The sequence below is a fragment of the Telluribacter humicola genome, from assembly GCF_017355935.1.
GTDB classification, from domain to species: domain Bacteria; phylum Bacteroidota; class Bacteroidia; order Cytophagales; family Spirosomataceae; genus Telluribacter; species Telluribacter humicola.
Window position 1 is genome coordinate 1,777,525 of record NZ_JAFIQT010000001.1, and the last position, 22,958, is coordinate 1,800,482.

At 49.2% G+C, this 22,958-nt stretch carries 17 protein-coding genes; 11 read left to right on the plus strand and 6 right to left on the minus strand.

Annotated elements, in window-relative coordinates; translation table 11 throughout:
* Positions 1-12: 12 nt before the first annotated feature.
* Positions 13-2,478 carry a TonB-dependent receptor gene (locus JUB14_RS07660; RefSeq protein ID WP_207505273.1) on the minus strand — a complete coding sequence of 822 codons (2,466 nt, stop codon included), beginning with the start codon at positions 2,476-2,478 and terminating at the stop codon, positions 13-15.
* Positions 2,479-2,886: 408 nt separating this feature from the next.
* Between JUB14_RS07660 and JUB14_RS07665 the strand changes: the two genes are divergently transcribed.
* Together JUB14_RS07665 and crtD are read left to right on the plus strand one after the other, a co-directional pair.
* Positions 2,887-4,368 carry a nicotinate phosphoribosyltransferase gene (locus tag JUB14_RS07665; protein WP_207505274.1) on the plus strand — a complete coding sequence of 494 codons (1,482 nt, stop codon included), beginning with the start codon at positions 2,887-2,889 and terminating at the stop codon, positions 4,366-4,368.
* Entirely contained in the window at positions 4,361-5,836 is a 1,476-nt protein-coding gene (gene crtD / locus JUB14_RS07670; RefSeq protein WP_207505275.1) for a 1-hydroxycarotenoid 3,4-desaturase CrtD, read from the plus strand. Before JUB14_RS07665 ends, crtD begins: the two co-directional genes overlap by 8 nt.
* A gap of 62 nt (positions 5,837-5,898) precedes the next feature.
* Here the strand turns inward: crtD and JUB14_RS07675 are convergent, their stop codons facing one another.
* Together JUB14_RS07675 and lepB are read right to left on the minus strand one after the other, a co-directional pair.
* Positions 5,899-7,386: an NHL repeat-containing protein gene (locus tag JUB14_RS07675; protein ID WP_207505276.1), complete on the minus strand. Its 1,488-nt coding sequence runs from the start codon at positions 7,384-7,386 to the stop codon at positions 5,899-5,901.
* Positions 7,387-7,677: 291 nt separating this feature from the next.
* On the minus strand, positions 7,678-8,847 hold the full coding sequence (gene lepB / locus JUB14_RS07680; protein WP_207505277.1) for a signal peptidase I: 1,170 nt from the start codon (positions 8,845-8,847) through the stop codon (positions 7,678-7,680).
* A gap of 201 nt (positions 8,848-9,048) precedes the next feature.
* Here lepB and JUB14_RS07685 point away from each other — a divergent pair, with 201 nt between their 5' ends.
* From JUB14_RS07685 to JUB14_RS07705, 5 genes are all read left to right on the plus strand, one after another.
* Positions 9,049-9,570 (plus strand): gluconate 2-dehydrogenase subunit 3 family protein, encoded by a 522-nt coding sequence (locus tag JUB14_RS07685; RefSeq protein WP_207505278.1) that lies wholly within the window; start codon positions 9,049-9,051, stop codon positions 9,568-9,570.
* A 162-nt stretch (positions 9,571-9,732) separates the two neighbouring features.
* A complete protein-coding gene (locus JUB14_RS07690; protein WP_207505279.1) occupies positions 9,733-11,445 on the plus strand; it encodes a GMC oxidoreductase in 1,713 nt (570 codons plus the stop codon).
* 37 nt (positions 11,446-11,482) lie between these two features.
* Complete coding sequence (locus tag JUB14_RS07695) at positions 11,483-12,349, plus strand: sugar phosphate isomerase/epimerase family protein (protein ID WP_207505280.1); 867 nt, start codon at positions 11,483-11,485, stop codon at positions 12,347-12,349.
* A gap of 312 nt (positions 12,350-12,661) precedes the next feature.
* Positions 12,662-16,816 (plus strand): hybrid sensor histidine kinase/response regulator, encoded by a 4,155-nt coding sequence (locus tag JUB14_RS07700; protein WP_310586119.1) that lies wholly within the window; start codon positions 12,662-12,664, stop codon positions 16,814-16,816.
* 82 nt (positions 16,817-16,898) lie between these two features.
* Positions 16,899-17,627: a Dph6-related ATP pyrophosphatase gene (locus JUB14_RS07705; protein WP_207505282.1), complete on the plus strand. Its 729-nt coding sequence runs from the start codon at positions 16,899-16,901 to the stop codon at positions 17,625-17,627.
* 2 nt (positions 17,628-17,629) lie between these two features.
* Here the strand turns inward: JUB14_RS07705 and JUB14_RS07710 are convergent, their stop codons facing one another.
* Together JUB14_RS07710 and JUB14_RS07715 are read right to left on the minus strand one after the other, a co-directional pair.
* Positions 17,630-18,070, minus strand: a complete 441-nt coding sequence (locus JUB14_RS07710) for a hypothetical protein (protein WP_207505283.1) — start codon at positions 18,068-18,070, stop codon at positions 17,630-17,632.
* 45 nt (positions 18,071-18,115) lie between these two features.
* Positions 18,116-19,168: a zinc metalloprotease gene (locus JUB14_RS07715; protein WP_229367580.1), complete on the minus strand. Its 1,053-nt coding sequence runs from the start codon at positions 19,166-19,168 to the stop codon at positions 18,116-18,118.
* 220 nt (positions 19,169-19,388) lie between these two features.
* Here JUB14_RS07715 and JUB14_RS07720 point away from each other — a divergent pair, with 220 nt between their 5' ends.
* The 4 genes from JUB14_RS07720 (at position 19,389) to JUB14_RS07735 (ending at position 22,564) form a co-directional block, all read left to right on the plus strand.
* The gene (locus tag JUB14_RS07720) at positions 19,389-19,967 is read left to right on the plus strand and encodes an O-methyltransferase (protein WP_207505284.1); all 579 of its coding nucleotides are present in this window, start codon (positions 19,389-19,391) and stop codon (positions 19,965-19,967) included.
* A 94-nt stretch (positions 19,968-20,061) separates the two neighbouring features.
* Positions 20,062-20,172 carry a 30S ribosomal protein THX gene (locus JUB14_RS07725; RefSeq protein WP_207505285.1) on the plus strand — a complete coding sequence of 37 codons (111 nt, stop codon included), beginning with the start codon at positions 20,062-20,064 and terminating at the stop codon, positions 20,170-20,172.
* A gap of 105 nt (positions 20,173-20,277) precedes the next feature.
* On the plus strand, positions 20,278-21,285 hold the full coding sequence (locus JUB14_RS07730) for a PorP/SprF family type IX secretion system membrane protein (protein WP_207505286.1): 1,008 nt from the start codon (positions 20,278-20,280) through the stop codon (positions 21,283-21,285).
* A gap of 82 nt (positions 21,286-21,367) precedes the next feature.
* Entirely contained in the window at positions 21,368-22,564 is a 1,197-nt protein-coding gene (locus JUB14_RS07735) for a cation:proton antiporter domain-containing protein (RefSeq protein WP_207505287.1), read from the plus strand.
* Here JUB14_RS07735 and JUB14_RS07740 read toward each other — a convergent pair.
* Positions 22,547-22,873 carry a hypothetical protein gene (locus JUB14_RS07740; protein ID WP_207505288.1) on the minus strand — a complete coding sequence of 109 codons (327 nt, stop codon included), beginning with the start codon at positions 22,871-22,873 and terminating at the stop codon, positions 22,547-22,549. The genes JUB14_RS07735 and JUB14_RS07740 overlap by 18 nt on opposite strands.
* Positions 22,874-22,958: the final 85 nt, after the last annotated feature.

The window sequence follows — 22,958 nt, forward strand, 5'->3', positions numbered from 1 at the left end:
TCCAAATTTTAATTAATTATTTGTCTGAACGCGCTGTTGCAGTTCATCCGAGCCCGTTTTGCGCTGGCGGGCACCTTTCACATTCTGGTTACCAAAGCGGTAGGTAAATGTGGCGCGGATCTGACGGCTTGGCCATCTTGACTGTACTGTCAGATTGATATCTCTGAAATCAGCTACTCCTTTGAACTTGTTGGTCCAGAAAACATCATTGACGTTCAGACGCAGTGTACCTTTCTTATCAAGTACTGTCTTTTGCAGACCCAGGTTGAGCATACCCTGTGGATTCGCTACAAAGAATCCGTAGACGCTTTTGCTGTTGTACCAGCCAGATACCTCGGCTGACCAACCCTTAGGCAGGCGGAACTGGTTGTTAGCGTAGGCATTCCAGCTAATCTGTTCTACGTCGAAGAGCTCACTCTGGTAGAAGGTCTGGTAGCGGTTGTACACTCCGGTAAAGTTGGTTTGCAGCGACCACCATTTCGTAACAGGGATCGGCATCGAAATCGTCAGGCTCAGGTTATCCTGGTTGTCCAGGTTTTCGGTAGTGACGAATGTCTTGTTCTCTGCCGCAATCAATCGAGGTACTTCCCGTACGATCACATCCTTGATACGGCTATACGCCAGGCTGGTATTCAGGAAGCTCTTGAAGGTATGAGTCAACTGGAATGAGTGCGTATACTGGGGTTTCAGGTTGGGGTTACCACGCTGGAAGGTATAAGGGTCCAGGTAGAACTCGAATGGGTTGAGCGACTGATAATCGGGACGGTCGATGCGGCGGCTGTATGACAGGTTCAGGACGTTGCTGCTATCCAGCTGGCGTGATATAAATACGCTCGGGAACAGGTTGACGTAGTTGCGGTCACGGATATCATTTAGGGTAACCGAGTTACCGATCGAGTGCGTATGCTCAGCACGCAGACCTAACTGGTACTGTGTCTTGGCGTTGATCTTTCCGCTCAGGTTAGCGTAGGCCGCATTGATATTCTCTGAGTACTTAAAGTGGTTGGTACGGGTAGGATCAAGCGTCCAGTCGTCCAGCTTCTGCTCAAATTTCATATTGTTATCCGAAGCCACATAACTTGATTTCAGACCGGTTTCGAATTTGGCTTTGCCGATCGATTGAGTATAATCAAGCTTTGCTACACCGATATTGATATCAGAAGGCATGCCGTTACGTACCAGTTCAGGAGTACCTGATGGTTCGCCGGTAGGGGTAAAGTAGCGGGTGTCCAGCAGGTTGTTACTCTTACCGCTATAATTTACATAGTCAGCATCGAAAGTCAGTTCCTTACCTTTGTCATCAAACTGGTGTTTCAGGTTGACATTGGCGCTGATGTTGTTCATCTTCGAGCCGCTCTCTGTAATGGTCTGGTACGTCTGACGTAAGCTCTTGTCGCCATTCAGAATGCGGGTATTGGTTTCTCCACGGGGCGTATTCCAATCATTATGGAAACCGGATACCAGGGCACCTATGGTTGTCTTCTTGGTAACAAAGTAGTCTATACCGGCTCTGACACTGTAGTTCTGTGAGCTGTTGCGGCGGTAGGTTTTCTGATCAAATATCGTGATGTTGTCATTATAGGGGATTTCACGGTAGATATCATTCGTATTAAACCCGTTTCCTTTGTAGCCGTTGAGCGTCGCAAAGGTACTGATCTTGCCCTCGCGGTGATTCAGTGAGAGCGAGCCATTACCACGACCGTACTTGTCGCCTACTACACCTCCGCCTACCGTAAAGGTACCGTTGGTACCGAAGTTCTTGTTACGCTTAAACTTGATGTTGATAATACCCGAGTTACCCACGGCATCGTACTTGGATGACGGGTTAGTGATCAGTTCTATCTTCTCAATATTATCGCTGGGCGTGTTGCGCAGCAGATTCATCAGTTCCTGTTGGGAGAGGAAGGTCTGCTTGCCGTCGATCTGGACAATTACCCCATCCTTGCCACGTAGCTGTACTCGTTCGTTCTGCTGGTCTACAGTGATACCGGGAGCGCGTTCCAGTACTTCCAGAGCGGTAGCACCGGCCGATACGATACTGTTTTCTACGTTCACCACCGTGCGGTCTATCTGCTGCTCTATGAAGGGCTTCTTAGCTACTACATTGACCTCTTTCAGATTCTGTACATCCGTAGACAGCGTAACGGTTGAAAGCTGAACGCCCTCGTGACCTACTACAAACGGTTGGCTATATACTTTCTGGTACCCAACCATTGACACCAGCGTCAAGTAGCGACCCGCCTCAATCTGCTCTATGACGTATTTACCATCTACATCGGTGGTGGTACCTTTGGCCAGCGTTGAGTCCTTTGCCTTAAGGAGCAATACGTTAACGAAGGGAAAGGCCTGCTGTTTTTCGTCAAGTACTGAGCCGGATACCTGTCCTCTTACACCCGTCTGGGCTGATGCGGGTGTCCCGGGAAGTAAGACGGCAGCGACTGCCGCCGCGGCAAATAGTCTGGTAAAGAATGATTTCATGGCTAACAGATGTTATACTAGGTTGCTTATCTTTTAAGTTATGATCTACATTGCAAAGATAAGTACTTTGTATAGCATAGAACCTTTCATTACACGAAAGGCGGATTATTGGTATGAACGGAACAAGTTATCTATCGAGGTAATCTGTGCTCGTCGGTAGATAGATGTAAAGTGAATAAAGAATGTTGCACCGTGAAAGAAAAAAAATTTGAATGGTGGATAATACAGGTTGAATGGAACCTGCTGCCGCAGTGGAACTGCCCTAGTGGAGCTGCCTCATTTCCACTGGGGCAGCAAACAAGACCATTATATTTTGGGTAGTACTATAAATTAAAGGGGGGAGGTATGGTAAATGGTGGTGCTGTTCTATCTTGCCTCTCCAATAGTAAGTAATGACACCAGTACTGTATGATCAACAAGCTTTACGATACATCACTTAGTCTGCTGACCGACCTGTACCAGCTTACCATGGCCTATGGCTACTTCAAATCCGGTAAAGCCGAGCAGGAAGCGGTATTTAATCTCTATTTCAGAAAGCACCCTTTTCAGGGAGGATTTACGGTAGCCTGTGGTTTGAGCAGTGTGATTGACTACCTCAATGAGTACCGTATCTCCGACAGTGACCTTACGTATCTGGGCTCCCTGACGGGCAGTGATGGTAAGCCACTCTTTACACAGGATTTTCTAGAGTACCTGCGTACGATGGAGTTCCGGTGTGACGTCGAAGCGGTACCCGAGGGTACTGTAGTATTCCCGAACGAGCCCCTACTCCGGATCAAAGGCCCTATCCTGCAGTGCCAGCTACTGGAAACGCCCCTTCTCAACCTGATCAACTTCCAGACGCTGATCGCGACCAAAGCGGCCCGGATGCGCCTGGTAGCAGAGAAAGATCTGTTGTTAGAGTTTGGCTTACGACGTGCCCAGGGACCCGATGGTGGTATGACCGCCAGCCGGGCTGCCTATATAGGTGGTTTTGATGCTACCTCTAATGTGCTGGCTGGTAAGCTATATGGGATACCCGTGCGTGGTACGCACGCGCACAGCTGGGTGATGTCGTTCGATAGTGAGCTGGAGTCGTTTGAGACCTATGCCCAGATGATGCCCAATAACGTTACCCTGCTTGTGGATACCTATGATACTATACAGGGGGTAAAGAATGCAATAAAAGTAGGTGAGCAGCTCCGAGCCAGAGGCTACGACCTAGGTGGGATCAGACTCGACTCAGGTGACCTGGCGTACCTGAGTATTGAAGCGCGAAAGCTATTGGATGAAGCAGGATTCAAGAATACCAATATTGTAGCCAGCAATGATCTGGACGAGCACATCATGGCGAGCCTGAAAAACCAGGGAGCTAAGATTAACGTCTGGGGGGTAGGTACTAAGCTGGTGACTGCCTTTGACCAGCCTGCTCTGGGTGGAGTATACAAGCTGGCGGCAATTTGTACCCGGGAGAACCATTGGGAGTACAAGCTTAAGCTCTCGGAACAGGCGGTGAAGGTATCGACGCCCGGTATTCAGCAGGTGCGGCGCTACTGCGAAAACGGCAGCTACATAGCGGATATGATATTTAATGAAGAAACCCCACCACCCGCTGAGCCTACTATGGTAGATCCTTATGATTTTACCCGTCGTAGTACTTTTGCTTCTTCACTATCCTACGAGGATCTACTGGTACCTGTATTCCGGCAGGGGAAGCTGGTGTATGAACTACCCGGTGTAGAGGAGGCCCGCAAGCGGGTACAAAACCAACTGGCTTCCTTCCACGGAGGGATCAAGCGCTTTGTCAATCCACATACATTTCCGGTTGGACTGGAACGGCAACTGTTTGATCTGAAGACAGACCTGATCTTCCAGCTACGCTCACCCAAAAAAGTAGCCGTCAATGAATAAGGTAGGCACAGGTAAGGCTGCTGTAATCGGAGCGGGTATCGCCGGTATAGCCACTTCCATACGTCTGGCGGTACAAGGGTATGAGGTGGAGGTATATGAGGCCAATGGGTACCCCGGTGGTAAGCTGTCCAGTTTTGAGCTGGGAGGGTACCGCTTTGATGCCGGTCCTTCGCTGTTCACCATGCCGCATCTGGTGGATGAGTTATTTAAGGTAGCGGGCAAAGATCCTGAGGAGTACTTCCAATACATCCGACTGCCCGAAACCTGCCGGTACTTCTACGAAGATGGCACCCGGTTCACAGCCCACGCCGAACCCGAAAAGCTGGCTCAGGAGATTGAAACCCATCTGGGTGAGCCAGCAGACCATGTACTGGCACACCTGCGTGATAGTGCCGTTAAATTTGAAGTGACCGAAAAGCTCTTCCTGCACCGGTCACTGCACAAGGTCAGTACCTACTTTAATCAGGATGCGCTGAAAGGCTACCTCAACCTGCACCGGCTGGATGCCTTTCGTTCCATGAACAAGGCCAACAGCAGTCGTTTCAAGGACCCACGGGTAGTACAGCTCTTTAACCGTTATGCTACCTACAACGGCTCTGATCCCTACCAGACGCCCGCTACCATGAATATTATTCCGCACCTGGAGTACAACATCGGAGCCTACTTTCCAAGGGGGGGAATGGTAGCCATTACCAATAGTCTGGTCAAGCTGGCGAAGGATCTGGGCGTCCGTTTCTATTTTAATGCGCCGGTGCAGGAAGTGGTCACGCAGGAGAAGAAGGTCGTAGGTATACGGATCAACGACGCGTTGAAACCGTACGATGTGGTAGTAAGCAACATGGATGTGGTCAATACCTTCCGAAAGCTACTGCCTAAGGCCCAGCAGCCGGAGCGGATCCTGCGGCAACCCAAGTCCAGTTCGGCCCTGATTTTCTACTGGGGAATCAAAAAGAGCTTTACGGAACTGGGGCTACACAACATCTTCTTCAGTAGCGACTACCCTACGGAGTTCAACCACCTCTTTCAGCAAAAGACCATTTACCAGGATCCCACGGTCTACATCAACATTACTTCCAAGTACGAACCAAGTGATGCCCCTGCCGGAGGTGAAAACTGGTTCGTCATGGTAAATGCCCCAGCCAATGACGGTCAGGACTGGGACGCCCTGATAGATCAGACGCGCCAGAATATCATCAAAAAGCTCAGCCGTCTGCTGGGGCAGGAAATTGGCAGCCTCATCGAATGTGAAGCCATCCTGGATCCGCGCCTGATCGAATCCCGGACGTCCAGCTCACAGGGAGCCTTGTACGGCAATAGCTCCAACAACCGCTTTGCGGCATTCTTGCGCCATGCTAATTTCTCTACACAATTTAACAACCTCTACTTCGTAGGCGGAAGTGTACACCCGGGCGGAGGGATACCTCTTTGTTTGCTTTCGGCTAAGATCGTAGGGGATCTGGTGAAGTAGGGAGCCTCTTAGGAGTGAATCATAATGTAAGAGCCATACTACCCATGGCTCTTACATTATGTCTATCTCTGGACCAGTGCCAGCGAGTAGCCTTCCGCCATATGCAAGTCTCCCAGAAGCTGTACCGAATGAGCGTCTCCGTTGGATGTCAGAGTTATGGTATGTCCGGCGGTAATAGTCACAGAGTTGAGGCTGGTGGGGACTTTACCGCAGGACCATACGGTTGCATCATTCCAGTTTCCTGATTTGACAGTGTACATGTGTGTACAGTCAGGGCTCTGTAGCCTGCCCAGAATAGTACTTCCACCGGCGTCGGCCGTCTTGCTGTGGCTGTCAAAGTTGACAGTACCATTGAACCATCCGTTCACATACACATTCCCTGCTTTATCTACGCCCGGCTTATATCCAATATCAGTGCCACTACCGCCTGCCTGCTTCACCCACACCAGTGTACCCTGCGGATCATAGTGGGCTATAAACATATCTTTGTCTCCATTACTTGTCAGTGACTGCTCCCCGAATTGGGTAGTTCCTTGAAAGTGCCCGGTCACATAGCTATTGCCTGCTTCATCCACGATGATTCCGCGGCCCTCTTCAACATTTGTTCCACCAGATTTTCTGGCCCAGACTGCAGTACCATCAGCAGCATATTTCACTATACATGCATCATTCTCTCCGAATAGATATAGTTCACCGAATGTCATGTTGCCATAAATCTCTCCTGTAACAAAGCAGTTTCCCTGGTTGTCGGTAGCAATGCCGAAACCGGTTCCGTGTCCGTAGCGGGAGTTTTCTACTTTGCGCCAGAGCAGGTTGCCGTCCTTATCGTGTTTGGTTACCAGTATGCCATGGTGTCCATCTGTATAAGTAGTAACCAGAGAACCAGTAGCGTAGCTATTTCCAGCTTTATCGACAGCTACATCATAAAAGGTATTACGCGTTGTATAGTAGTCCAAAGTCATGTCACGGAAGGTACGGGACCAGAGTAACTGCCCGCCGGAGGAGTACTTCGCCAGATAGGCATAATCCTTTGGATGTTCATTGACAATACTGATACGTCCCGCCAGGTAGCTGCTCCCTTCGGAGTCAACTCCAATACTGAATATCTCATCAGTGCTACTTTGTCCACCCGAGGTAGCCCATTGGATTTCCCGGTTAGCATTCATCTTCAGAACGAAATAATCAACACTGTTGCTGTTACTTGTAATCGTAGTACTCCCAAAAGCAGCTTCACCCTGGAAGGTACCAGTGAGGTACATATGACCTGATTCATCAAGAGTAATCCCATACCCCTTTTCCTCACCGGTACCGTTACTTACCTGGTGCGCCCACTGGACTCCACCGGAGGCATCGTAACATACAAGCAGGATATCGGATGAAGCTCCCTGACTGCTAAATTGGGATGTACCTACCTGTATTGTTCCGGTAAAGGAGCCCAGCCAGTAAGTGATTCCATCAGAGTTAGTATAGATATGACGACCCGGAGTAGTTTCTGCCCCTGCTACCTTTTCTGCCCACATCCATTGAGGATTGGACTGAGCTACTGCCATAGAAGTTGTGAGAGCAAGCGAAACAATAAGACACAGTAGTAGAAGATTTTTCATTCAGAAGTTCATTATGGTGGATGATAGTATAAGTGTTATGAAAATACTATAATTTTTTAACTTTATAGTACTATCGGTCACATGTAAAAAGTTTCTGTCAGAGAACACCTTATAGTCTGCTTTCAGCTAAGAGGGGAGGCGCTCTGGTGAGGGAACGAAAATAGGAGAGAAAGGAAAAAAGAAAAGTGCGTAATCTATTTGAATAGACTACACACTTTCAAAGACTAGTTAATAAGCTTACTCAATCACCCGAAACAGGCGGTCCCAGCGTACTTTGTTCCAAACATGTGCCGGAACGGGATCAACGGACATCCATACAAATACCGCCTTGCCTACAATGTGGTCTTCCGGTACAAAGCCCCAGTAGCGGGAGTCATCGGAATTGTGGCGGTTGTCGCCCATCATGAAGTAGTAGTCCTGCCTGAAGGTATAGCTGGTAATTGGCTGGCCATCAAGTTTGATAGTACTGGCAGTTATTTCCACGGCCTTATTCCCTTCGTAACGCTGAATGATGGGTCCATATAATGCAATAGTCTGAGCAGTTACCGGAATAGTCATTCCTTTTTGAGGAACCGTTAAGGGGCCAAAGTTATCCCTGTTCCAGCCTGAGGCGGCACCTCCGTAAATACCTTCGGCAGCTACACCGGGCTGTTCGGTCGTCAGTTCCACCCCCTTCACCCAATCCAGTTCTTTTAGTTGAGCAGCAACATCAGGGGTTGTGTTGACCCAGTATCCCTGCAGGGTAGTCGAGTTCTTGGCCTCATCGTACGCCTCAATCGGCTGCCAGTTTATGAAAGGACCTTCGGGTGATTCGTAGTCGTTGACTATGTTATATTTTCTGAAAAAACGATCATCAATTCTCTCCGTCGTTCTGACGAAGTAGGTAGTTTGTGAGCGGGGTGGAACAGAGAATGGGTTACCATTGATAAATACCTGCTCTTGTTTGATCTCAAGCTTATCACCAGGAATACCTATACACCGCTTGATAACATTAGTCCGTAGGTCAGTAGGGTAGTCGGGTTCACCTGGTTTGGGCGGCGGGAAGTTAAATACTACCACATCGCCATTTTTTACCTTGGAGAAGCCTGGCAGCCGAAAAGAGGGTAGTTGAATGGCTGAACTGTAGGAGGGAATATTCGTCCCCCAGATTTTCTGATGCGTCAGAGGTACCTGTAGTGGGGTTTGGGGCGTGCGGATGCCGTAGTGCAATTTGCTGACAAACAAGTAGTCGCCCACCATCAGGCTACCTTCCATGGAAGGCGTAGGAATGGCAAACGCTTCAAACGTCAGGAAGCGGATCAGGGTGGCGGCTATGACTGCGAATAGTATGGAGTCAGACCATTCGCGCAGCGGAGATTTTTTAGGGCGGGCGGCCGTTTCCTGAGTTTTGGTTTTCTTCTTAAACATGGCTTGGTGGTAAGGTTTATTACGGCTGGAAGAATGGAGTGCATAGATAAAGGGGCTGCTCCATCAATCCTAAGCATTCTTGATGAGGGCGATCTATTCCCCTTTTACCATAAAAAAATTGATGTTATACGGTAAACTGCCGTCAAAGAGGCTTTTAAGTAATAGTCGTACTAAACATAGATACTCTATCCCCAAACTCGTATGGAAAGACGCGCTGCGTTGAAAAGCATGGCTATGTCAGCCGCTGGTCTGCTGGTACTACCGGCCTGGGCCAATGGCTGGAACAAAACGTCTGTGGAAGTTGGCCAGCCGGTACTTTCGGGACGACAGCAGGCTGTACTGGCCGAGGTAGTGGATACGCTGATACCGGCCTCGGATACACCGGGAGCCAAGGAGTTGCAGGTGCAGGACTTTATTCAGAAGATGATTGAAGACTGCTACGAGGAGGACGTCAAAAAGAAGGTTGCTCTGGGATTGGATGCGCTGGATAGTATGGCTCAGCAATCCTACGGTAAGGGCTATGTAGCCTGTGAACCTGCTCAGCGTCGCGAATTACTGCTCAAAGTACAGGCGCTTGAAGATAAAGAACAGAAGGAGTACTACAACCTGCTTAAGCAACTCACCATCCAGGGTTACACGACCTCGGAGTACGTTATGGTCAACCACTATAAGTACACCATGATGCCCGGCCACTACTACGGCTGTGTACCTGTAGCGCAATGACCAATTATTAGTGACCAGTGACCATTGACCAATGTGAGGAGGAAAGGAGGAAAGCAGATAAGTAACTAAACTCTGCGTACCTCTGTATCTTAGTCCGTATTACCCTGCTATAGAAAATTCAAAACTCAAAAATCAGAACTCAGCATTCAGAATTACAAAGGCATGTCATATTTCAACATAGATAGTCAGAAGGCCAATACCTACGATGCCATAGTCATCGGATCGGGAATCAGTGGGGGCTGGGCGGCCAAGGAACTTTGCGAGAAGGGGCTCAAGACGCTGGTACTCGAGCGGGGGCGCGATGTAAAGCATGTCACTGATTACCCTACGGCCAATCTGAATCCATGGGAGTTTGGTCATCGTGGTCAGGTACCACTGGAAGTACGCAAGCAGAATCCAGTGAACAGTCGCAGTGGCCTGTACAGTGAGGCAACCCTGCACTTTGCCATCAAAGACGATGAGCAACCTTTTGTGGAGGACAAACCCTTCCGCTGGACCCGGGGCTACCACGTAGGAGGCAAATCGCTGCTGTGGGCCCGTCAGACCCAGCGCTGGAGCCAGTACGACTTTGAGGGGCCGGCCCGCGATGGATTTGCGGTAGAGTGGCCCATTGGCTATGATGATGTTGCTCCCTGGTATAGCTACGTTGAGAAGTTTGCGGGAATATCAGGAAATAAAGATGGTCTGCCCAACCTGCCCGATGGTGAGTTTCTGCCGGCCTTTGAGATGAACTGCGTCGAGACGCACCTACAGAGCGTCATCGCCAAGAACTACAAAGACCGTCACCTGATACAGGGGCGCTGCGCACATATCACCGATCCTAAGCCTATCCACCATGAGCAGGGGCGTGCTAAGTGCCAGCACCGGGCGCTGTGTGTACGCGGCTGTCCGCTGGGAGGGTACTTCAGTAGCAATGCGTCTACCTTGCCCTGGGCCCAGAAGACTGGCAACATGACTCTGCGTCCGCACTCGGTGGTTCATTCGATCATCTATGATGAGAAGAAAGGGAAGGCGACGGGAGTACGGGTGGTAGATGCCAACTCAAATCAGATGATGGAGTTCTACGCCAAGGTTATCTTTGTGAATGGCTCCGCCCTGAACAGCAACCTCATCCTGCTCAACTCCATCTCTAATCGCTTCCCCAATGGACTGGGTAACGACAGCGGGGTTCTGGGCAAGTACATTGCCTGGCACAACTACCGCGCCCGTATATCAGCGGAGTACGATGGCCTGCAGGACAAAACCACCGACGGACGCACCCCCAATCACAGCTACTTCCCCCGCTTCCGCAACGTATATAAGCAGGAGACTGACTTCCTGCGTGGCTACGCGGCCGGTTTTGGCGGAGGCAGGTCTAGCATACAGGATCGGGATGGCGTGGGCCTGGACCTGAAAGAAAGCCTTCTGCACCCCCAACTAGGCAACTGGCGGGTAAGTTCGTGGATGATGGGTGAAACCATTCCCAAAGAATCTAACTTTGTACGCCTCGACCCGAACCTGAAGGACAAGTACGGTATACCACAACTACGTGTATCGGCTGACTGGGACGACAATGACGAAAAGATGATCAGGGACTACCACGAGCAGTTTACGGAGATGTTTACCCTGGCAGGCTTTACCAACATCAAGGCAGCAGACTCTCACTCGGCTCCCGGCTCGGATATACATGAGATGGGTGGTGTACGTATGGGCAAAGACCCCCGGACATCCATGCTGAATAAGTGGAACCAGTTGCACGCGGTACCCAACGTGTTCGTTACGGATGGAGCCTGTATGACTTCCACCTCTACCCAGAATCCCTCACTGACCTATATGGCACTGACGGCCCGTGCGGCTGACTATGCGGTAAGAGAGATGAAAAAGAAGAACTTATAAGAACAGTAACTATTTTAACCTTTTATAAAGTAAGTATATGAAAAAAATAACCATGGCGCTGGGTATGGCTCTGCTACTGGCAGGAGGCTTTAACCAGGCGCAGGCTCAGAAATCGAAGAAACCTCTTTATACGGCCCCGTTTGCTGCTCAGGCCTATACCTACCGGTTTAGTTGGCCACACGGTGTAGAAGCTACCCTCGATAGCATCAAAGCCCTGGGTATTACCGAGCTGGAGGCTGGCGCGCCCAAGGGCTATACCGAAGAGCAGTTCAGGAAGCTGGCTAATGAGCGCGGTATAAGCATACCAGGTACCGGAGCCGGATACGAGCAGATCGTAAAAGATCCCATGAGTGTGGTCCAGAAGGCCAAAGCTCTGGGAGCTAAGTACGTGATGGTAGCCTGGATTCCTCACGAAAAAAATAACTTCAACATTGAGAATGCCAAGAAGGCTGTTGAGGATTTCAACCGCGTAGGTAAGATCCTGAAAGAAAATGGTCTGACCTTTGCGTTCCACAACCACGGTTATGAATTCAAACCCTATGGCAACGGTACCCTCTATGACTATATCGTAGAGAATACGAATCCTGAGTACGTATCCCTTGAGCTGGATGTGCTGTGGGCGGTACACCCTGGCGCCGATCCGGTAAAGCTGCTCAATAAGTACGGCAACCGCTACAAACTCATGCACCTCAAGGACCTGAAAAAAGGGGTGAAGGGCGACTTCTCAGGAGGCACGCCTATTACCAACGATGTAGCACTGGGTACTGGTCAGATTGATATTCCGGCCATCCTGAAAGCGGCCAAGAAAGCGGGTGTAGAGCACTACTTCATCGAGGATGAAAGCCCTATCCAGACCCAGCAGGTACCTCAGACCATCGCTTATCTGAAGAGCCTGAAGGAGTAATCAGATACATTACTACCTGGCACGAAGCGGCTACGTACGGGACTTCCGTACGTAGCCGCTTTTTTTATTTTAGATCGTTCCGTTACTAAAAGTGGATTTATCAGCTTAAAGATGGAGATGTTATAGTGCGCATAAAACCAGCATGGTATTTGCTTTAAGATTGGGAGTCTATTAAGAATATAATTTTGTTGCGGTTTTTTTTGACTTTTCTTGAAGCCAATCTTACCTATCTGAATGAGAGTCCACTACATCCTCTACCTAGTATTATATCTGAGCGTACACCTAGTCAAGGCTCAGAGCCAACAGGAACAGGTGCATTTCAGACATCTAACTACCAATGAAGGTCTGTCTCAGAACAATGTAACTTGTATACTACAGGATAGCAAGGGATTTATGTGGTTTGGTACCCAGGATGGTCTGAACCGGTTTGATGGCTATGAGTTCAGAATTTATCGCAATGATCCCGGTCGCCCCGGCAGTTTGAGCCATAGTTACGTCTGGAAAATATTTGAAGATCGGGAAGGTCGTATATGGGTAGGTACGGATGACGGTGGACTGAATCTGTTTGACCGGGCTACGAACAGCTTCATCCATTACCGACACAAGCCCGGCGATAAGAATAGTCTTAGTCATAACAAAGTAGTGGCCATCACGCAGGATCGGCAGGGACGACTGTGGGTAGGTACCTCCGGAGGCGGACTTAATATGTTCAATCCGTCAACGGGTACATTTACCCGCTTTCAGCATAGTGCAGCCAATCCCCGGAGCCTTAGCCATAACGTTGTCAGTGACATCAGGGTGGACACCGATGGCAGGGTGTGGGTATCTACCTTCGGCGGTGGGCTGAACCTGCTTGATCAGTCGGGGAAAGGATTTATCAGGTATAGACATGTACCCTCCGATCCGGCCTCTCTGAGCTACAACGACATTACTGCTCTTTTTGAAGATTCGAAGAGACGACTGTGGGTTGCCACTGAAGGAGGAGGGCTAAACCTGATGAACAGAGAAAAGGGAACATTCACCCGCTTCCAGCACAGTGCTTCTAACCCTCATAGTATCAGTCATAATGATGTCATTGCCCTGTCAGAGGATAATAACCATAACCTCTGGGTCGGGACTCGTAACGGTGGTATCAGCGTTATGCACCCTGATCTTAAAACCTACACGCACTACGCCAGTTCTGATAAGAATCCGGAAGGTCTTAATAATGGATCTATCTATTCGCTGTACCGGGACCGGAGGGGAAACATGTGGGTAGGTACCTACAGTGGAGGAATAAACTTCATGGATCGTGTGCCCCAAAAGTTCAGAAAGTGGGTACATGATAAGAATAACCCCAATAGCCTGAATAATAACAGTATCCTGGATATTATTGAAGACCACAGCGGTAAGCTATGGATAGGTACAGATGGAGGTGGATTAAATGTTTATGACAAGGCAACCCGGAACTTTACCCACTACATCAGTGGTAACCAACCCAACAGTATAGGTAGTAACTATGTACTGTGTGTCTACGAAGACAAGGAAAATAACATCTGGATTGGCAACTACAAGGGAGGTCTTGATAAGTTTCAGGATGGGAAGTTTCTGAAAACAGATCTGGGCGGTGGGCAGGATGCCAATAAAGCACTCAGCGTTTGTAGAATTATTGAAGATAATGAGGGAAATCTGTGGATGGGGACCTTTGGGGATGGGCTGGGGCGCTACAATAAAAAAACAAAGAGCTCTACTTTTTTTAAGCAGGATCCGGCGCGGCGCGGCAGTATCAGTCACAATATTGTTCATTCAGTATTCAACGACCGTAAAGGGCAGCTTTGGGTCGGTACCTATGGAGGAGGGCTAAACCTGTACCATCCCAAAACAGAAACGTTTACCCAGTTCCTACATAATGAAAGCCAGCCTAACAGCCTTAGCAATAACCTGGTTAACTGCATATTTGAAGACTCAAAAGGCAGATTGTGGATTGGGACCAACGATGGATTAAATCTCTTTAATCCGAAGAGCCGCTCGTTTACGATCTATGAAGAAAATAGTGGTTTAGCCAATCATGTTATACAGGCCATACAGGAGGATTCTCACGGGATCCTGTGGTTGAGTACCAACAAAGGACTGTCACGCTTCGATCCTACTACCAGAGCTTTTCGCAACTACGGGATCAGTGACGGATTGCAGGGAAATTCGTTTAACCGCAATTCAGCCTTCAGGAATAAGAATGGTGAACTATTTTTTGGAGGGCTCAATGGTCTTAATAGCTTTCATCCTGATAGCCTGAAAGACAATCAGTTTGAGCCTCCGGTTTATTTTACCAACTTTCAGATATTCAATAAGCCAGTCGCAATCGGAGACAAAGACGGAGTACTCAAAGAGCATATCACCGAAGCTAAAGAAATAACTCTTTCGTACCGTCAGTCGGTATTCTCCATTGAATTCGCCGCACTTAATTATAGTCAGCCTGAAAAAAACCAGTATGCCTACCTACTCGAGAACTTCGACGAGCACTGGAATCACGTCGGGGGTAAGCGTACGGCTACCTATACCAATCTGGACCCCGGGGAGTACACCCTGAAGGTAAAGGCTTCCAACAACGATGGGATCTGGAATCCTACCGGTGCCTCGATCAGGATCATCATTACTCCTCCTTTCTGGCATACCTGGTGGTTTAGGATATTGGTTGTTATCCTTGTGATAGGTAGTGCGGTAGCCTACTACCAACTCCGGATGAATGCCGTTAGAGCCCAGAAACTGCAACTGGAGCGCCAGGTGAGGGAGCGTACAACTGAGGTGATGCGGCAGAAAGAAGAGCTACAGGCACAGGCTACCCACCTGCGGATACTTAACAATGAATTAAACGTTCAGAAGAAATACGAGCAGGAAGCCCGGGAGGAAGCCGAACGCGCCAATAAGGCTAAGAGTGTGTTTCTGGCTACGATGAGCCACGAGATCCGTACGCCTATGAATGGGGTGCTGGGTATGACCTCCTTATTACAGGAGACACCGCTAACCGCTGAGCAGCGGGAGTTTGCCGATACCATCAAGCAGTGTGGTGTGAACCTGATGGGGGTTATCAACGACATCCTTGACTTCTCCAAGATTGAGTCAGGTAATATGGAACTGGATGAGCAGGAAATGGACTTGCGAACCTGTATAGAGGAGGTACTGGATCTTTTTTCTACCAAAGCCGCCCAACAGGGGCTGGACCTGGTCTATCAGATAGACTCCCGGGTACCGGTTCATATCGTTGGTGACAGCCTGCGTCTGCGTCAGATCCTGATCAACCTGGTAGGTAATGCCATCAAATTTACGACAAAGGGGGAGATATTCGTAGGGGTAGAGCTGCGCAACCTGACTAATACCAATGAACTGGATCTGGCGTTCCAGGTGCGCGATACGGGTATCGGTATACCTAAGGATAAGCTCCACCGGTTGTTCCGGGCCTTCTCACAGGTCGATTCCTCAACCACCCGCAAGTACGGAGGTACGGGTTTGGGACTGGCTATCAGCGAGCGCCTGGTGAATCTGATGGGGGGAGAAATAGCAGTAGAAAGTGAGGAGGGAAAAGGAACGACATTCTGCTTCAATATTCACTGCACCGCAACCAGCGAAACCAAACGCCAGTACATTGTATTCAATACCATCGGCAACGAAGGAAAGCGGGTACTGGTGGTGGATGATAACCAGACCAACCTTACCATCCTGAGGTCACAGCTGGAGCAGTGGAAGCTGGTACCTGTGCTGGCCTCATCGGGTCAGGAAGCGCTGGAGATCCTGGCGGAGTCATTACCATTTCAACTGGTAATAAGTGATATGCAGATGCCCGGTATGGATGGTGTGGAGCTGGCGCGTGCCATCAAGGACCGGCAGCCGCAGCTCCCCATTATTCTGCTGAGCTCAATCGGTGACGAATCACGCAAAGCTTATCCGGATCTTTTTGCGGCCGTGATGACCAAGCCCGTCAAGCAGCAGCAACTCAGCAAGCTGGTACAGCTGGTACTAAGGGAGCAGGATGCCGAGCTGGTGCCAACTGTATCACAGCCACCGGCACAGGTACTCTCGGATACATTTGCTGCCCATCATCCGCTCACGATCCTGATTGCGGAGGATAACCTTTTCAATCAGAAGCTGGCTGTTCATATCCTGAAAAAACTTGGGTACGATGTTGACCTGGCCCAAAACGGGCTGGAGGTACTGGAGCAATTAAAGAGCCGGTACTATGAGGTGATCCTGATGGATGTGCAGATGCCCGAAATGGATGGCCTCGAAGCTACCCAACTGATACGGCAGAACTTTGAAAGGCAGCCGGTGATCATAGCCATGACGGCCAATGCGCTACAGGGCGACCGCGAAATATGCCTCAAGGCTGGTATGGATATCTACGTCTCAAAACCTATTATGTTGGATGAGCTGAAAAATGCCCTTCAGCAAGCAGCAGCGAGTATCCGGCAAAAGTCAGCGTCATATACTACCTGATGCCGGTAACCGCCAGTGCTGAATAGCTATTGTAGACATTCCTGTTTACATTGGGCCTTACTTGTAGATTATGATATAACTCATGAAAAGCGCCTTATTTAACTGGAGTGGAGGAAAAGATTCGGCTCTGGCCCTCAACCAGGTTCTGAACGGAAAGGAGTATTCAGTCGAATGTCTGCTTACTTCGGTTAATGAACACTACGATCGGGTAAGTATGCATGGAGTACGTATCGAACTACTCGAGGCTCAGGCCCGGAGTATCGGTATACCCCTCAGAAAGTTGCTCCTGCCCGAAATGCCCACCATGGAAGTATACAACAAGGTGGTAGGAGAGACATTGAGTGAATTGAAATTCCGGGGGATTGACTATTCTATCTACGGAGATATTTTTCTGAAAGACTTGCGTAGCTACCGGGAGGAACAAATGGCGCAGGTACCTATGAAGGCAGTGTTCCCCATCTGGGTGCGCGACACCCGCGAACTCCTAGAGACCTTTATCAGCGAAGGCTTCCAGGCAGTAATCGTTTGTGTCAATGAGAAGTACCTTGATGCTTCGTTTGCCGGTCGATTACTGGATCAGTCGTTTCTTGATGACCTACCGGCCGGTGTAGATCCCTGTGGCGAGAACGGAGAGTATCACTCATTTGTATTTGATGGGCCTATCTTTAAGCAGCCGGTTCCGTTTCGATTGGGTGAAGTAGTGTACCGTAACTACCAGCCCGTTACCCCGGACGATGACGATAACTGTGGGGTAACCACTTCCGTCGGCTACGACACGGGTTTCTATTTCCAGGATTTGCTACCTGACTGACACTAAAACCTATCCTTCATCCCGGCCGGAACTAAGGCGTACAGGGCTTTGTGTAACTCAGCAAGTTCGGTCGGAGGTCGATTATGATCAAATGAAGGGGAGGATAAAGTATCACCTGCCGTTTCGACCACCAACTGGCTCTGCAGAGCAGCATCCACCTGATGTTTAGTACCCCCCGAGTTGAATTGGGGTAGTTTATCTACCGGTAAGGCCAGTATCTGCTTCGTCAGGGCTTGCCACGTTTGGGCACTTGTAGTCGTCTTGCTTGAGTCCTCATTCACTACTACCAGCGTATACTCGGGAGTTAGTGTTATACTTCGGTACGTGCCGCGCGTTCTCTCTGTTAGTTGTATGCTTTTGATATCAGCGTCCTGTGTACAGGAGGCAGACGACAGCGTTATCAGGAGAACCAGGCTCGTAAGTAGGTGAAATATATATGTCATAATTAAAAAGCCCCTCCACAGGGAGGGGCCGGTAAGTTATATATATTATGGTGTAATTACAAAGTTGCTGCGGGCACCATCGGATGCAAACAAGGCCCGGGTTCTGGTTTTCTGACCGGTAGTGAACATGTACATACAGGCATCGTCCGTATAATCCATGTAGTTCATAGTCATATTGGTGTTGCCGCATTTGGTTACGGTGCCAGGGCAGCCGTAGTTGGGACTGTCAGACATTGGCGTATCGGCTACGTTGTCATCTACACCGCAACCACCGTCACCCCAGATGTGGCGCAGGTTCAGCCAGTGGCCTACTTCGTGGGTGGCAGTACGTCCTAAGTCGTAGGGAGCAGAAAGGTAGAAGCTTTTGTTAGCGGCACTGCTACCAAAGTAGTTAGGTCCTATTACTACTCCATCCGTGCTGGCTGAGCCACCCGGAAACTGCGCATAGCCCAGTATACCCCCACCTATGTTGCACACCCAGATGTTCAGGAAGCCAGGTACGGCATCTGAGCCTCCTTTGCGGGAGTACTTCATGTCGTCACGGGTACCCCATGAAGTTTTGGATGAAGCCTTCCGAATAAGGTTCGTAGTATTCCAGGTAAATCGGATGTCCAGATTGTCAGTAAAGCTACTAAACTCACTGGGTGTATTGCCGTTGTCGCTGTTGGTCTTGCTGAAATCGGCATTCAGTACATCAATTTGCGACTGGATCTGAGCATCGCTGATATTCTGCTGAGTAGTATTGTAAATGACATGTACGTAGACTGGGATAGTCACGGTACCAGTATAGGGGGTAGAAGTACCACCGCCGGTCCCGCCACCGGGTTTGCCGCTGCCGGTCCCGTTCTTCTGGCTGGATACAAAGCGTTGAGTCTGTGCCTCTATGGCTTCCAGCTTTTTGGCTAATCCCGGATTTTCCTTGATTTTTTCCTCCAGTACTTTCATGGAGGCACATTTGTCGTCGTTGCCCTTCCCACTCAGGCGCGCTGAAACGGACTGTTCGGGCAGTGTCGCATCTTTTTCAAACTGATTTTCGGAGCAGGCCAGCACCATGGTCATGGAGACAGCCGCAAAGAGTGCATTGTAAATAGGTTTCATTGGTTTTCGGGGTATGTTGTTAAAGCAATAAAAGGATTTAAAATCAGGATTACTACTCGAGGCTGTACCACTTAGTAAACGGTTTTATACCAACTGTCAATTAATGTACCAGTCTGGAAGCGGTGGGCAACAATTGTATGTTCGGTGGAGCGGCAGAAGCCCTTAAATCCTGCTGAACTCTTTCTATATTGAGCCGTTATCACAAAACCAGATGTCTTCTATGAACGAGTCAGTACAACAAACCTTACCTCAGCACTACCACCGGATCGACCAGGCCACCCGGGAATCAGGCTTTACAATGGCTTCGGATATCCAGACCTGTTCGCTGCTACGCACCCTCGCCAGCACCAAGCCCGGAGGTAGTTTTCTTGAACTAGGCACAGGTACCGGCTTATCTACCTCCTGGATTCTTGACGGGATGGATCAGGAGTCGCATCTGGTGTCGGTGGATAATGATAAGGCAGTACTTGATATAGCTACCACGTATCTGGGTAACGACCCAAGGTTGGAGCTGGTGTGTGCGGACGGCGAAGCGTGGCTGAATGCTAATAAAGATATGAAGTATGACTATATTTTTGCGGATACCTGGCATGGCAAGTACCTGATGCTGGAAGAGGCTCTGTCGATGCTGAAAAAAGGAGGTTTGTACATTCTTGATGATATGCTGCCGCAGCCAAACTGGCCCGATGGGCACCAGGAAAAGGCCCATAAACTGGTAGCTGCCCTGGACGCGCGCCCTGACCTGTGGGTAACCAAGCAACACTGGGCGACGGGTATTATTATAGCCACAAAAAAATAGGGTTTTAATCTTACCATCTCTGTTGACAACCTGCTGCTGGTAATTTATTTTTGTTTGGCAAACATATCTATAACCTAAAATCAAGTTTACGACTATGGGAAAAGGGGATAAGAAAAGCAGAAAAGGAAAGCTGTGGAGAGGTACGTATGGCAACAAGAGACGACGCAAAGACAACAAGCCAAAAGGTAAAAGAGAACCTAAATAAGAGGAGGGACCCCACGGGGTCCCTTTTTTGTTGGCTGGTAATGTGTAAAAATGGCTTGATTATTGCTGGCGATGATTTATCTATGCAAAGAAAAATAGCTGTATAATGAAAATAGGACGCTTGTGGGTACTGTTGATGCTTCTTCTGGTGTATACAGGGGTACAGGCACAGCAGCTTCCACAGAGTAGTTTATTTTCATTAAACCCTTATCTGGTCAATCCGGCTTTTTCCGGAATCAATGATTTTACTGATGTTCGCCTGAGCTACCGCCGACAGTGGCTTGGGCTGGATGATGCCCCTTCGACGGCTTCTCTGACGGCACATCTGCCGGTAGGGTACAGCCAAAAAGCAATCCATGGAATACATTCGCCCCGCTATGCGCATAACCAGGCCAGCTACAATCTGACACCACCTGCCGGTACCTGGCGGTGGGGCGCCGGCGTACAGTTCCTGGGTGATCAGACGGGACCTACCACTCGCAACATAGCGCTGGCAACGGGCGCTGCTCATGTCAGCCTCCAGAACCAGTGGCAACTGTCAGCCGGAGTAGGGGTGGGAGCTCTACAGTATACCCTGCATTTTGATCGTATCCAGACCGCCAACCCTGATCCTCTGCTACCTACCGGGAATTTTACCCGGGTACGGCCGCTGCTAACGGCTGGTATGCTGATTCGCCGGCAAAACTTCATGGCTGGTGCTTCGGTACTGGCACCTAATGTCCCAAAGCTTGATTTCGAAACTTCCTCCGGCTCCCTAAACAATCGTATTGTTCCCCATTACTACCTGACTGCCTCCTACCGTCTGGAGGTAGGGGACGAGGTGGCCCTACTGCCGCAGGTATGGATGAAAGCTACGGGCCATGCACCGGTGTCTTTTGATACCCAGCTCCGGCTTCAGTATACCGATCGCCTGTGGGCGGGTGTGCAGTACCGCCAGGGCGAGAGCCTGGGTATGCAGCTAGGCCTGGCGCTATCCGATCTGCTCAGTGTTGGCTACGCTTATGAGTATCCTTTCTCGCTGGTACGACTTACTACTACGGGTAGCCATGAGCTGATGCTGGCTTTCCGATTCAACAATCGAGGGTATATTTATAGCCCTCCCATGGGTTGGTAAGGCGGGGCTCTGATCGCTTCTTCGTAACAATCTGGTATAATTTTGTATTATTGCGGTAGATGGACAACCTCTACCCTTACGAATGGATACTTCCTTACTAATTATAATGCTGAGCAGCTCTGTACTTATTTCGTACGGATTTGACTTAGTTAGCAGTCGTACCAAATTACCCTCCGTAGTACTTCTTCTGGCCACCGGTGTGGCTATCCGGCAGGTGACCGACTACTTTGGCGTCGCTATTCCCTATGTCAATGTGATACTTCCTACCCTGGGTACCCTGGGTCTGATCCTCATTGTACTTGAGGGGGGGCTTGACCTGGAGCTGAGCGGCGGCAAGCACAAGTTTATACTTCGTACCCTGGCGGCTGCGCTGTTGGGGATACTGCTCTGTATGTTTGTGATAGCGGGTATATTCTATATACTACTAGGCGAGAACTTTTATAATGCCATGGTGACGGCGACTCCCTTCGCGGTAATCAGTAGTGCGGTAGCAATCCCGAGCGTGAGAGGGCTGGATGCTATGCGGCGTGAATTTGTAGTGTATGAGTCGTCGCTGTCGGATATACTTGGGCTTATGCTGTTTAATATCCTGGTTATTCCAGCCGGATCGGGCTGGGAGACGGCGGTGCAGTTTTTCAAGAGTACCATCCTGGTTGTTATTATCTCGGTAATCTGCTGCTTCGTACTGCTGTACCTGATTAGCCGCATTACTCACCACGTCAAGTACCTGCCTATCATTTCCTCCCTGTTTATCGTGTATGCAGTCGGGAAGATGTACCATCTGTCGTCGCTATTGGCGATTCTGGTATTCGGACTTTTTATTAATAACACCGAACTGTTTGTACGGGGGAAGCTGAAAGATTACTTTAAAAATGACCTTTTTGAGCACGAACTTCAGCAGTTTAAGAATCTAACAGCCGAGAGCGCTTTCATCATCCGGACTTTCTTCTTCCTTATTTTCGGGTATTCAACCAATATTTCGGAGCTGGCTGACATCGACGCCTGGATCGTCAGTATCTTACTATTACTGGCGATAGTGGGTACCCGTTATCTATCTCTCAAAGCTACGCTGAAAGGAGATCTGAAACCTATCCTGTACGTGGCTCCCCGGGGGCTGGTGACTGTACTGCTATTTCTGAGCATTCCCCCCCAGTACCTGGTTGTTGGATTCAGGGATGGTATACTGATGCTAACCGTCATCCTGACTTCGCTGGTTATGATGGTAGCTGTAGTAAGCTACCGGCATGACCAAAATGAAGAGTCAGAAAATATACCTTAAGAAAGCCCAGAACGGTCTTTTGCGGAGGTAGTCTGTCTTCCTTTCGTTGATGAATGCTTCTCTTTCAAACGATATGTAGCGATACGCCTTGTAGTGATTACGGAAGTAAAGCAGCAGGATGAGGTATTCAAGGACATACCAGATGTAAAATGGAAGAATAAGCATCTCCAGTTGCTGACGAAGATGAATCCGCTCATGATTGATAAGAGTAGGATTAGACTTTCGTCGTCTAACCAGTATGAGCGGAAAAAGAGCCATGCCCTCTACCCACAGGAAGGGTATATAAAGTATAAAACCGCGGAATTTCATTTCATTAATTGTATCTAAATTATACTGTGACTCCAAACATTTGGGAATAAAATGGCGATTCTATAAATGTGTCATACTATTTTTG